Origin of the sequence: Rhizobium sp. BK181 (genome assembly GCF_014193305.1) — a bacterium.
In the GTDB taxonomy this organism is placed as follows: domain Bacteria; phylum Pseudomonadota; class Alphaproteobacteria; order Rhizobiales; family Rhizobiaceae; genus Rhizobium.
The window spans coordinates 160,204-173,434 of record NZ_JACHZA010000004.1; the positions used below are offsets into that span (position 1 = coordinate 160,204).

The 13,231-nt window shown below is 61.6% G+C and carries 10 protein-coding genes; 7 read left to right on the forward strand and 3 right to left on the reverse strand.

Annotation, left to right across the window (positions count from 1 at the left end; translation table 11 throughout):
• Positions 1-122: 122 nt before the first annotated feature.
• From FHT77_RS13190 to FHT77_RS13200, 3 genes are read right to left on the reverse strand one after another with little or no spacing between them, the layout of a single operon-like run.
• Positions 123-1,595 carry an amidohydrolase family protein gene (locus FHT77_RS13190; RefSeq protein WP_183755451.1) on the reverse strand — a complete coding sequence of 491 codons (1,473 nt, stop codon included), beginning with the start codon at positions 1,593-1,595 and terminating at the stop codon, positions 123-125.
• Entirely contained in the window at positions 1,585-2,781 is a 1,197-nt protein-coding gene (locus FHT77_RS13195) for an amidohydrolase (RefSeq protein ID WP_183755452.1), read from the reverse strand. The genes FHT77_RS13190 and FHT77_RS13195 overlap by 11 nt, the downstream gene beginning before the upstream one ends.
• 42 nt (positions 2,782-2,823) lie before the next feature.
• Positions 2,824-4,188, reverse strand: a complete 1,365-nt coding sequence (locus FHT77_RS13200; RefSeq protein ID WP_183755453.1) for an amidohydrolase family protein — start codon at positions 4,186-4,188, stop codon at positions 2,824-2,826.
• A 160-nt stretch (positions 4,189-4,348) separates the two neighbouring features.
• Between FHT77_RS13200 and FHT77_RS13205 the strand changes: the two genes are divergently transcribed.
• From FHT77_RS13205 to FHT77_RS13235, 7 genes are all read left to right on the forward strand, one after another.
• Positions 4,349-5,920: an ABC transporter substrate-binding protein gene (locus tag FHT77_RS13205; protein WP_183755454.1), complete on the forward strand. Its 1,572-nt coding sequence runs from the start codon at positions 4,349-4,351 to the stop codon at positions 5,918-5,920.
• Between the two features lie 204 nt (positions 5,921-6,124).
• A complete protein-coding gene (locus tag FHT77_RS13210) occupies positions 6,125-7,090 on the forward strand; it encodes an ABC transporter permease (RefSeq protein ID WP_183755455.1) in 966 nt (321 codons plus the stop codon).
• Positions 7,090-7,989, forward strand: a complete 900-nt coding sequence (locus tag FHT77_RS13215; RefSeq protein ID WP_183755456.1) for an ABC transporter permease — start codon at positions 7,090-7,092, stop codon at positions 7,987-7,989. Before FHT77_RS13210 ends, FHT77_RS13215 begins: the two co-directional genes overlap by 1 nt.
• Positions 7,989-9,713 carry an ABC transporter ATP-binding protein gene (locus FHT77_RS13220; protein ID WP_183755457.1) on the forward strand — a complete coding sequence of 575 codons (1,725 nt, stop codon included), beginning with the start codon at positions 7,989-7,991 and terminating at the stop codon, positions 9,711-9,713. Before FHT77_RS13215 ends, FHT77_RS13220 begins: the two co-directional genes overlap by 1 nt.
• A gap of 12 nt (positions 9,714-9,725) precedes the next feature.
• Positions 9,726-11,168 (forward strand): amidohydrolase family protein, encoded by a 1,443-nt coding sequence (locus FHT77_RS13225; RefSeq protein ID WP_183755458.1) that lies wholly within the window; start codon positions 9,726-9,728, stop codon positions 11,166-11,168.
• Positions 11,169-11,239: 71 nt separating this feature from the next.
• Positions 11,240-11,959, forward strand: a complete 720-nt coding sequence (locus tag FHT77_RS13230) for an aspartate/glutamate racemase family protein (protein WP_183755459.1) — start codon at positions 11,240-11,242, stop codon at positions 11,957-11,959.
• Positions 11,960-11,986: 27 nt separating this feature from the next.
• Positions 11,987-13,210 carry a cyanate transporter gene (locus FHT77_RS13235; protein ID WP_183755460.1) on the forward strand — a complete coding sequence of 408 codons (1,224 nt, stop codon included), beginning with the start codon at positions 11,987-11,989 and terminating at the stop codon, positions 13,208-13,210.
• Positions 13,211-13,231: the final 21 nt, after the last annotated feature.

Genomic DNA, 13,231 nt, shown 5'->3' on the forward strand with positions numbered 1-13,231 from the left:
CGTGCAATGACGTAAAGTGTGTGCAGACCCAGAGAATGGGGACGCTACCACTGCGTCGTTGAGCACGTAAAGGCATGGAGCGGCAGGATTGTCCTCGCTCATCCCAATGATCCCAGCGTTTTTCATGCCCGTAGCCTCCGATAGGTCGGAGGAAAGATCTCGTCGACCGAGGGATGACGCCAGGTTCGCTCGGGATAGCGCGCAACGAGGCGGTTAAATTGTGCTTGCGCGCGCTGATGTGCCGCCTCGAAGTCGAAGCCCGGGATTCGGCCTTCCGCCATCACTGTGCGCCCATTGATGATGACGGTGTGGACGTCGCGCCCGCATGCGGACGTCATGAGGCACGCGATGGGGTCGATGATCTGTCCGAGCCGATCGTTCGACAGGTCAAAGACGACGATATCCGCCGCGGCGCCAGGTTGCAGCCGCCCAAGATCAGGGCGGTGAAGTGCGTCGGCGCCGCCGATTGTTGCTGCATCGTAGAGGTCTGCCGACCTCGGCGTGTCGATTTCACCTGCCATTACGCGACCGAGCATCAGGCCGAGCTGCATGTTCAAGATCATGTCGGGTGGCCAAGTATCGGTGCCCATGCCGATCCGCAAGCCGCTCCCGCGGAGACGGGAAAAATGATCAAGGGCGGCTCCATGTCTTGCCATCACCAGGGGACAGTGGACCAGCGTTGCGCCGGCTCCGGCGATGATGTCGAGATCGTTACGATCGGCGTGGGTCCCATGCGGCAGCAGCGCTCGTTCGGAGAGAAATCCGATCTGCTGGAGCCAGCTCGCACTCGTCATGCCGAAGCGACGCCGGATTGTCTCAACCTCGAATGATGACTGGCAGCAGTGAAGGCGAACCGGCACATCAAGATCGCGTGCTGCCTCTGCCGTTCTCCTCAGGAGTTCGGCTGTCCAGAACTCGATCCGATCAGGCGATAGCATCGTGCGGACGAGTCCGCCGCTGCGGTTTTCGTGCGTGGCACAGAACTCGATTGCTGTCTTGAGCCCTTCGACGCCGCGAAGTTCGTCTATCTCGACGACGATACTGCCGTCGGGTTCGACGACGGAATGACCTGCCCGAAAGGCCGGCCCGAGATAGACGCGAAGTCCCAGGGATTCCGCCGCCTCGGCCGCCGAGGAGAATTCAGCCGCGGTTTCGTTCCACTCGCGGTAGAACAGCGAAGCGATGGGAAGCGCGGTGGTGATGCCGTTCCGGATCAGTTGGGCGAAAGCATACCGCTTCTGAAACGCCAACTCTTCGGGGTCGAGCATCTCGACTGGCCCCGCATCGACGTAGTCGCGCGGCCAGACGCGCCCCTTCTTCCAGCCGGGCTGATGATCGAGGCCGAGCACGCCGGTATCGAGATCCGAAAGCGCGTCCAGGTCGATAAAACCCGGACCGATAAGGGCCATGCCGTGGTCGATGCGGCGCGCGACCGGGCCTTTGTAGTGATGACCGACAAAGACGATCCGGCCATTATCGTAGACGACTTCACCGTCCTCGAAAAGGACACGGCGGCCGTTCTGATGCCCGACGACCCAGCGTGCAGTCAAAAGCGTCGGGCCGGCCTCTTTGGTCCTCCATGCGTCATTCGACATTCGGCAGTTCCTCGCTCATCACGCCGTCACGCACGACGACCCGTCCGCGACGGATGACTGTGCGCTTCTGCGGCGTCAGTGCGACCGCTTCGGCGAGCGTTTGGGCTCGAACGAGCACAAGATCACCCCGGCAGCCCGCGGAGAGGCCGTAGTCCGCCAGTCCAATACCTTCGGCGCCACCGAAAGTGCAGACGCTCGCCGTGTCCCTGAGGTCCGCGTCGTTGGTCATGCCGTTGCGTTGGGCAAGATATTTGGCGCGCTCCAGCATGTCGCCGTTGCCCCACGGCTCCCAGGTGCCCTGGATACCGTCGGAGCCGGAGGCCATGATGACACCGGACTGGCGCAGGATGCGGAGTGGCAATGCCGGCGCCGACGGGCTTCCGACTGTCATCACCGCTATACGCTCCGCTGCCAACGCATCGATGAGCGAACGCTGCCGCTGGCTGTCGAGCATGCCCAGGCAATAGGCGTGGCTCACCATCACCCGGCCCTGCAGGGAAAGTGTGCGCGTACGCTCCAAGATCAGTTCGAGACAAAAGGCGCCCAAATCTCCCGGTTCATGCAAATGAATGTCGATTGGCTTCTGATAGCGTTCGGCAAGCGCGAAGATTGCGTCGAGATGGCGCACGGGATCGCGGTCGATGCTTGCCGGATCGATCCCGCCGACGACGTCGGCTCCGGCTTTCAGCGCCTCTTCCATCAGTGCAAGCGTGCCCTCGCGAACCAGCATGCCGCTTTGCGGGAAGGCGACAATCTGCACGTCGACAAGGTCCTTGAATCTGTCGCGGGTTTCGATGACGCCCTCGATATTGGCGATGCCGATTTCCGTGTCCACGTCGACATGGCTGCGGATGTGCATGACTCCGAACGCCAAAGTCTGCATGATCTGGCGTGCAGACTGGCGGCGCGCATCGATGCCAAGCTCCCGCTTGGCCCGCCGGTCGGCCAGAATCCGGTCGTTGCGGGTCGGGCCGACACTGTTCTCGAACCAGTCCATGCCAACCAGGGTTTTGTCGAGGTGGGCGTGTGCCTCTACAAGACCGGGCAGGGCAATATAGCCGCTCCCGTCGATTTCAATCGCCGGCTTCTGCGCGGAGTTCTGCGCAAGCCAACCGTCACGGATATAGAGGTCAGCCGGTGCGCCACCGAATGGTCTGACGTTGCGGATAAGAATGTCTGCGGTCACGGTCGTCTCCCTGGTCTGCCTGCCATCGCCGATGTTGCCCCTTCAGGCAAGCTGCGCTCGTCCCATCATCGTCCGGAAAGCCCTACCTGCACGATCGAGGATCGCGTCCTCGTCATGATCGACGAGCTTGCGTGAGCGCATCAGAACACGACCACCAACGATCGTTGTGTCCACGTCAGCGCCGTTTGCGAAGCGGGCGATCCTCTGCACGGGATGCACAGGTGGCCAGAGGTGTGGTTGACGCATGTTGACGAGGATGATGTCGGCGCGCTTGCCGGGCTCAAGTGAACCGATTTCGTGCTCCATCGATAGTGCTCGCGCGCCCTCGATCGTTGCCATTTCGAGCACCTGCATCGGCGGCAGCACACGGTCGTCTCGGAAATGCCGTGCATGGTAGCGATGAGCCTGAAACATGTTCCGGAACATATCGAACGAACGGTCGGGGGCGGCGGCATCCGTGCCCAGCGACACGGTGATCCCTTGCTCGATCAACTCCGGGGCAGGGCAGCGACCGGATACCGACATCAGTGCGCTCGGATTGTGGGCCACCTTCGCGCCGCTCTGCTTCAAGACGGCGATGTCTTCCTCTGTCAGGTCGATGCAGTGGGCAAGAAGCGAGCGTTCGTCGAAAAGCTCTAGCGCAGCTGCATTGGCAGCAATGGAGCCGGAGCGATGACCGTCTTGAACGAGCAGTGTACTCTTCTCGCGTGCAAGATCTCGCAACTGTCGTGACAGATTGTATACAGTTTGATTCTGCAACTCGCCGGCATCGAAGACGGGAAGGGACATTGCAATCCGGATGCGATCGTCGCGTTTTGCCCACTCCTCGGCTAGCTCCGCGCATACGGCCAATTGCGCCTCGGTAGAGACCGGGGTCTCAACGAACGCATCCCCGGTGTATGTGCGATAGACATGCGGTTGCGGTCGGTTTGGCCCGATGGCGAGGACCTCGCGCACACCCATGTCGAGGATCGTGGCAAGATGAGCACGGGCGGCTTCGGGTGCCTCCGTGCGCATGATATCCGGGCCGCCGCCGAAGAGGAGCGCGGCCGTAGTGGTCCCGCATTTTATCCGCTCCAGGGCCGATAACGCCGCTTCGGCGGCCCAGAATTCGGTATCCGTTGCCTGCGCGTAGACGCGTCCGGTCGCCTCCATCCATTGTTCAGAGCCATTGCCCAGCCCTTTGGTCAAGGTGTGGCCGGCATGCGCATGCGTGTCGATGAGGCCGGGCATGACCACCATGCCCGTGGCGTCCATGCGTTCAGCGTCCGCGGGCGCGGCGATCCCGCCGTCCGATATGACCGAGATCCGTCCGTCTTCGATCAGCAGATGTGCCTTTTCCAGGACGCGCCGTTCCGGATCCATGGTGATGACGACACCATTCTCGATCAGCAAAACCTTCGACATTGCGACTCCTCCCTCAAGAATATTTGCGAGCATTTTGTACACAATCAAGCAAAATCGAATATTGGCGCTTGATATTGTGCACATCATATGTACTTTAATGATCGGGAACAATCGTATCCAATAAAATGACAAATATGTATACCAAAAATGGGAGACTGATGTGAAAGACTATCTGAAGACCCTCCTGGCAGGGTTGGTAATCTTGGTGCCATTGGCGACGCCGTCGCTTGCAAAGACCCTGCGTTGGTCGTCGGCGGGCGATGTCATCTCGTATGATCCGAACGCGCAGGTCGACAGCTTCACGCAGAGCGTGCACCACATGGTGTTCGATCCACTGGTGCGTCGTAACAAGGATCTCGTGCTCGAGCCCGCGCTCGCAACGTCATGGGAAGTCGTCGAGCCGACACGTTGGCGCTTCCATCTTCGCCAGGGCGTGAAGTTCCATGAAGGGCAGACCTTCAACGCTGACGATGTCGTCGCCACGATCCAGCGCCAGATCGATCCGGGCGCACGCAACCGCGAGAACCTCTCCGCCGTCATCGGCGTCGAGAAAGTCGATGACTACACGGTCGATCTGATCCTGCGCGGCCCCTATCCGCTTCTGCTGAACGATCTCGCTGCGATCTACATCATGAGCAAGCCGTGGATGGAGGAGCACCAGGCGCTGAAGCCCGGCAATGCCTCCACCGGTGTTACGACCTATGCCAGCAACCATGCCAACGGCACCGGCGCCTTCAAGCTGGTGACCTACGAGCCTGATTCTCGTTCCGTCTTTGCCGTCAACGAAAACTGGTGGGACAAGCCGCAGCATAACCTGACCGGCGTCGAGTTCCGCCCCATCGCGTCGGACGCAACCCGCGTTGCCGCTCTGCTTTCCGGCGAACTTGATATGATCGCGCCGGTTCCGTTGCAGGACATCGACCGGATCGGCAGTACTCCGGGTCTGAAGGTGGTCGAGAACCCGTCGCTGCGCGAGATCTTCCTCGGCTTCAATTTCCGGCCGGAACTGCATGCCGCACCCGGCAAGCCCAATCCGCTGCTCGACGTGAAGGTCCGCCAGGCTCTCTGGCACGCGGTCGACGTCAATGCGATCCAGAAGCGATTGATGCGTGGCAAGTCACGCGTCTCCGGCATGCTCGTGGCCCCCGAAGTCACCGGTTACGATCAGTCGATCGACGTGCCTTTGCCCTATGACGCGAAGAAAGCGAAAGCTCTGCTGGCGGAAGCCGGATATCCTGACGGTTTCAAGGTCGGCTTGGCCTGCCCGAACGACCGCTACATCGCCGACGAGCAGATCTGCCTGGCGATCGCGTCCATGTGGGCCAAGGTCGGCGTGCAGGCGGATGTCGCTGTCGAAAGCAAGACGACGTATTTTCCGCGTATGGATAAGGGCGATCTCGACGTCTACATGCTCGGCTGGGCCTCCCTGCCTCCGATGGACGGCTATAGCGTCCTGCAGGCGCTGCTGGCGACCAACGACGGCAACTACGGCGGCAGCAACCCTAACGGCCTTTCCGACGCAAAGATCGATGCCCTGACCAAGTCAGCGTCTGTCGAGCTCGATGAAGGCAAGCGCGTCGGCATGCTGAAGACCGCCTTCCAGATCGCCCATGACCAGGCGTTTTACCTGCCGCTGCACCAGCAGCCGGTTGCCTGGGCGATGAGCGACAAGGTGGAGCTTCCGCAGTTCGCTGATGAGTACGTGCGCCCCTGGTTCGCACAGCTGAAGTAAGCCAGCCGCTTCCGTGATCCCGAGTGACGCAAGGACCTCGGGATCACGCGTTGAATTGGGTGATAAGCCCAATCCAATGGGACGACGCACCATGGCGTTCGTCAGGCCGGTTCGATCCGTTCCGCGCTCGGACGAGGGAACGGAATACGCAAAGCAGCGCAGTTTCGCCGATCGGCCGAGCGCGCTCCTGCAAGGTACTTTCTGATGTTCAGGATTCTATCGGTAAGGCTGCTTCAGGCCATTCTGGTGATGGTGGCCGTCACGGCCATTGCTTTCATCATGTTCCGGTTCGTCGGCGATCCTGTCGCCGCGATGGTTCGGGAAGGCGCAACCCAGGCCGAGAAGGACGCGCTTCGCGCCACCCTCGGCCTCGACAAGCCGCTCGTCGTGCAATTCATCGAGTTTGTCGGTCGGGTGCTGCAAGGTGACTTCGGCACGAGCTTCCGTTACCAACAACCGGTTGGTGTTCTGCTGCTGAGCCGGCTTCCGGCGACGCTGGAACTCGTGCTTGTCGCCACCGTCATGTCGCTTGCGGTCGGCATCCCCCTCGGTGTCGTCTGTGCGCTGAAGCCGAACGGTTTCTGGTCGCGGCTGACCCAATCGCTGACGCTTGTGGGCATTTCCATGCCGACCTTCGTCACCGGGTTGCTGCTCATTCTCATCTTCGCGGTCAATCTGCGCTGGCTGCCCTCATCGGGGCGCGGCGATCTCGTCGATCTCGGCTTCTGGCAAACCGGCTTCCTGACGATCTCCGGCTTGAAGTCCCTGATCCTGCCGTCGATCACGCTCGCCCTGTTCCAGTTGACCCTGATCATGCGTCTCGTCCGCTCCGAGATGATCGACGTGCTCTCGTCGGACTACATTCGTTTCGCCTTCGCGCGCGGACTACCGCGCTCTCACATCTATGGGCGTCTGGCGCTGCGCAACGCGCTGATGCCTGTCGTCACCGTGACGGGCCTGCAGATCGGCCAGCTCATCGCCTTCGCGATCGTCACGGAAACGGTGTTCCAGTGGCCCGGCATGGGCCTGTTGTTCACCAATGCCGTTGGCTATCCGGACATTCCCGTTCTTTCGGCCTACCTGCTGTTTGTCGGCTTCCTGTTCGTGCTGATCAACATGGTCGTCGACATTCTCTACACCTTCATCGACCCCCGCTTGAGGACACGATAATGGCCACGCAAGCTCGTCTACTGCATAGGCTCCCGCCGGTTTCCGTGATGATTGCCTGCCTCGTTCTGGCGATCATGCTGGTGCTTGTGATCTTCGCGCCGATAATCGCGCCAATGGATCCCCGCGATGTCTCGTCCTACTCGCTGATGGACATGGAAATCCCGCCGATCTTCATGGAGGGCGGCGACCCGCGCTTCCTGCTCGGCACGGACAACCAGGGTCGCGACCTGGTTTCCGTCATCCTCTTCGGCCTGCGGATCTCGATCCTCATTGGTATCGGGGCGGTGTTGTTCGCTGCTGCCGTCGGCGTCGCGCTCGGCCTGATCGCGGGCTTCTTCGGCGGCCTTGTCGACAGCATCGTGATGCGCATTGCCGATATTCTCGTCAGCTTCCCGACGATCCTCGTCGCGCTTCTGATCAGCGGTATCGCACGCGCACAGCTGGACGCAGATACCGTTCTGACCTGGGCGCCGCTCATCCTGATCGTCGCGATCGCGATCAACGAGTGGGTTCAATATGCCCGCACAGTGCGCGCCTCCAGCATGGTCGAGATATCGAGGGACTATGTGCGCGCCGCCAAGGTCATCGGTCTGCCGCCACGCCGCATCATGCTGCGCCATATCCTGCCCAACGTGATGAGCTCGGTGATGGTCATTGCGACGATCAATCTCGCCGGCGCGATCCTGACGGAGGCGACATTGTCGTTTCTCGGCGCCGGCATGCCACCGACTTATCCGTCGCTCGGCACGCTGATCCGCATCGGCAATCAGTTCCTGTTCTCCGGCCTGTGGTGGATCGCCGTGATGCCGGCCACTGTCCTCGTCATTCTCGTTCTGGCGGTCAACATCATTGGTGACTACCTGCGAGATCGCTTCAATCCCAAACTGATGGCACGCTGATGAGAAACGCAACGCAACCTGTCCTGGAAATCAGGAACCTGCGGGTCGAATATCCTCTCGCCAACGGTGAGACCCTCGCAGCCGTCAACGATGTCAATCTGACGATCGAGCCCGGCGAAATTCACGCCTTGGTCGGTGAGTCCGGTGCCGGCAAGACGACAGTCGGTAACGCGCTGATGGGCCTCCTGCAGGCTCCCGGCAGGATCGCATCCGGCTCGATCGCCATCGCCGGCAAGCCGATCGATGTTCGTACCGGTCGTACCGCTGGCATCATCCCCGGCCGCGATGTCGGCGCGATCTTCCAGGATCCGATGACGAGCCTCAACCCGCTCTTCACGGTCGAGAGCCAGCTGTGCGAGGGCATGCTGACCCATCTGAAAATCGGCCGGCGAGAGGCACGCGCCAAGGCCCTCGACCTCATGAAGGCCGTTGGCATTCCGGAGCCGGAGCGCCGGCTCGGCAGCTATCCGCATCAGCTGTCGGGTGGCCAGCGGCAACGTGTGGTCATCGCCACGGCGCTCGCCTGCGATCCGCAACTGATCGTTGCCGACGAGCCGACGACGGCGCTCGATGTCTCTGTGCAGGCTCAAATCCTTAGGCTGATCCGCGATCTCGCCGACGTGCGTCGGGTGGGTATTCTGCTGGTCACGCACAATATGGGCGTGGTTGCAGAGATCGCCGATCGCGTCACGATCATGCAGAACGGCCATATCATCGAAAGCGGACCAGCACGCGATGTGCTCACATCGCCGAAGGCGCCCTATGCTCGCACCCTGATATCGGCCGTGCCCCCGATCGACACGCGGCTGAAGCGTCTGCCGGTTCCGAGCGAGGAGACCGAAACCACGCTCAAGGCCCGCGAGGCGGTCCGCACGAAGAGCACAAGCCGCGGCGGCGCCAAGCAGACAGACGTCGTTCTCGACGTTCGTAACATGTGTGTCGAATATGGCAGCCGTTCCTTTATGCCTGGCAGCAAGTCGTCTGTCTTCCGTGCGGTCAAGGACGTCTCATTCGATGTCAGGCGAGGCGAGATCTTCGGCCTTGTTGGCGAATCCGGGTGTGGCAAGACCACTGTCGCCAATACGATCGCCGGGCTTGTTACCCAAACGTCCGGTAAGATCGAGTTCCAGGGCACAGAGCTTGGCGCGCGCCGCGACAAGTCGGTTCGGCAATCACTGCAGATGGTGTTTCAAGATCCGTACTCCGCGCTCAATCCGCGGCTGCGGATCAACGCCGCCATCGCTGAGCCGATCCTGTTCTACAAGCTCGCCTCGACAGCGGAAGAGGCGCGCCTTGACGCGAAGACTCTGCTGCAAGCGGTCGGTTTGCCGGGAGACGCCGGTGCCCGGTTCTCGCATGCCTTTTCGGGAGGACAGCGGCAACGCATAGCCATCGCAAGAGCGTTGGGGCCGTTGCCATCCATGCTGATCTGCGACGAACCAACCTCGGCACTCGACGTCTCGGTCCAGGCGCAGATCCTCAATCTCCTCAAGGATCTGCGTGATCTCGCCGGCCTCTCTATGCTGTTCATCAGTCACGATCTGGCGGTGATCCGCCAGATGTGCGACCGGGTAGCCGTGATGAAGGCGGGAGAGATCGTCGAGTTGGCCGATACGGAGACCCTGTTTTCGGCACCGCGACACGACTACACGCGCGAACTTTTGCGCCTGGCTCCTTCCCTTGATCGCATTCTCTCCAAAGAGAATGCCGTCGCCAGTCTGTGAGAGTTTGAAGCAATGGCAGACATTCTGATTAGAAACGGCACCGTGATCGCCATCGACAACGAGCGGCGGATCATTCCCGATGGGGCCGTGGCCATCGAGGGCGACCGCATCGTCGCTGTCGGCCCCTCGGAGGAGGTTGCGAGGGATCATCCGGCGCGGGAAACGATCGATGCCGGTGGTATGGCAATCATGCCCGGGCTGGTCGACAGCCATGCGCATGCCGGGCATGGCCTCATCAAGACGATGGGCGGCGGGCGAAGCGACCTCTGGTATCGCGCATGCCAGGGCGCCTACACGGTCGGTTCGACGCCGGAATTCTGGTTTGCCGAGGCGCAGCTTGCCGCCTTGGAGCGCTTGCGCTTCGGTGTGACGACGGGCGTTTCTTTGCTCGGCGGCGGCGATTCTGTCATGCGCACCGATGAGCCGGTATACGGCGACGCCCATATGGAGGGCGTGCTTGGCGTCGGCACGCGCTCGGTCGTTGCCGTCGGCACGACAAGGCCCCCGCATCCTCTGACTTATGCGCGCTGGGAAGACTCCGTTCGCTTGGACCATGCTGTCTCGTTCGAACAGCAGCTATCAACGTGCCAAACCCTCGTTGATCGCTGGCATCGCACTCACGAGGATCGTCTGCATGTCGCGCTGCTGACGCCAACGCTGCATCAGGAACACCTCGATGCTCGCGGCGCCGAGGATGCGATCGCGCAATCGCGCAAGGTCAAGCGCCTGGCAGACGAGCGCGGTTTGCTCTTCACCCAGGACGGTCATACCAGAGGCAGCGTTCGCATAGCTCGTGAGATCGGGATTCTCGGGCCGCGCACGCTTCTCTCTCACGCCACAGGACTTGATGACGGCGAAATCGCAATCTGCGCAGAGACAGAGACGCGCATCGTTCACAATCCAAGCGCGGTTGCTTCTATCCTGGCTCGCTGTCCGGTTCCCGAGCTTCTCGATGCCGGTGTCGTCGTTGCAATAGGCTCCGATGCGACGGCGCCTGATCGTTCGGCGGACATGTTCCGGCACATGCAGCAATGCATGCATTACCATCGGACCCATTTCCACGATCCGAGCTGGCTACCGCCGGGCAAGGTCCTGGAAATGTGCACGATCGATGCGGCACGCGTTCTTGGTCTCGACCATGAGATCGGATCGCTGGAGCCCGGCAAGAAGGCGGATATCATTCTCGTCGATCTGCGGCGCCCACACCTCTATCCGGCGAACATGCCGGAGTTCCGGGTGACCTATTTTGCCAACGGCAACGATGTCCACACCGTTCTGGTTGGCGGTCGCGTGCTGCTCCGCGACCGCAACCCCGTGGGCATTGACCAGGATGCCGTTCTCGATGCCGCGCAGCGCGAGACAGAGCTGTTGATCGACCGGTTGGGGCTGCGGGATCTCTTGGTGACACCTGACATGTTCTGGCGCCACAGCCGCGATACCAGCCTCATCGAATAGGGCGCCCCGGCAGTCCGTTCGACGGGTTGGCGACGGCAGTCTCCGGCTTGAGCGACATCAGGAATTCTCTCATGACACGCATCGGCATTATCAATCCCAACTCGACATCGTCCATGACGACCGCCATCGGCGCTGCGGCCTTTAGGGCCGCGCATAAGACGACTGAAATCATTGCTATGCAGAACGATCGGGGCCCGGCTTCCATCGAAGGCGCCGTCGATGGGGCGAGGGCTGTCCCCGGCCTTCTCGATTGCATTGAACGGGCCGAACGCAGCGGCGCGATGGATGCCTATATCATCGCCTGTTTTGACGACACCGGCCTTGATGCCGCGCGCATGCTCACCCGCAAGCCGGTGATTGGCATCGGCGAGGCTGCCGCGCGGATCGCCGCGATGATTTCCAGGCGCTTCACCATCATCACGACGCTGCCGGTCTCGATCCCTGTGCTTGAAGACAATCTCGTTCGCTACGGCCTTGCATCGGTTGGAACGGTGCGGGCGAGCGGCATTCCGGTGCTGGGACTGGAGGCGGATCCGAGTGCGGCACTCTCGACCATAGGCGAGGGGATCCGTGATGCGCTTCGTGTGGACCGCTCCGGTGCGATCGTTCTGGGATGCGCCGGTATGGCCGACATGGCGCAGCAACTATCCGACCTTCATTCGCTCCCGGTGGTAGAAGGCGTATCCGCGGCGGTCCGACTCGCGGAGCTGCTGACAAGCCTTGGATTACAGCCGCGAGCGACTCCACACGGCGCTACCCTACATTGCAGTCACGATGTCGGCCCGAGGTAAACCGTCTTTGCACTATTGGAAGATCAAATGCTGAAGGTCACCCAGGCTGCCGGCGATCGGCATTGGCCGATGCTACTCCTTGTCATGTTGATTGCAGTGAACCTGCGGCCGTTCCTCACCGCGCCGGCGCCGGTCGTTGCGAATATCGTGGCCGACACCGGAATGGGCTACAGCATGCTTGCGATGCTGACCTTGTTGCCGATGTTGCTGATGGGCGTCGGCGCATTCGTGGCGCCTGGCATCCAGGCTGCGATTGGCACACGCCGCGGCATCCTTGCCGCCCTCGCGTTGTTGACGGTAGGCTCTCTGCTGAGGCTCGTCGCACCCGGGGGCCTTTCGTTCATCCTGACGGCGGCGCTCTGCGGCGTCGGGGTGGCATTCATTCAGGCCGCGTTCCCCGGCATCATCAAGGCAAAATTCCCGGGCAGCGTGCCTGCTGTCACCGGCCTCTATTCGGGTATGCTCATGGGCGGTGGCGCGGTCGGCGCGCGGCTGACGCCGGCCCTCGTCGACAGTGGATACGATTGGCGGACCGCGCTTGCCTGGCTGGCGGTACCCGCTGCGATCGCATTTTGTGTGGCATTCCTTGTGCTGTCGGACTCCAAGGCGTCCAAACCCGACAAGGATCTGACAGGTCTGTTGCTGCGCCGTCCGCGCACCTGGACATTGATGATCGCGTTTGGTCTGGTAAACAGCGGGTATTCGTCGATGGTCGCTTGGCTCGCGCCCTACTATCAAGCGCACGGCTGGTCGAACGCTGAGAGCGGCAATCTGGTCGCGATCATGGCGGTCAGCCAGGCCGTCTCAGCCCTTCTTTTGCCCAACCTGGCGCGCCGCAGCATCGATCGCCGCGGCTGGTTGCTGCTGACACTTCTGATGCAGGCCATCGGTTTTGCGGGGCTGGCATTTCTTTCGGGAATGCTGCCGGTCCTGTGGGTGGCGATTTGCGGCGCTGGGCTCGGGGGAAGTTTCTCCCTTGCCATTGTCACGGCGCTGGATCATCTGCCACGGCCGGCGCAGGCCGGCGTTCTCGTCTCGCTGATGCAAGGAGGTGGCTTTCTGATTGCATCGCTTGGACCCTTTGCCACATCCTTCCTCCACGGCATGACCGGCAGCTTTGCCAGCGGGTGGATCATGCACCTGGCGTGCCTCGTGGTCGTATTTGCTCTCTACGCACGCTTCAGTCCCCGGAGCTATGAGGATGCCATCGGCCCGACTTTTCCGGCCCATGCCAGCATTGGCTCGACATAGGACCGGAGGCGTACTCGCAGC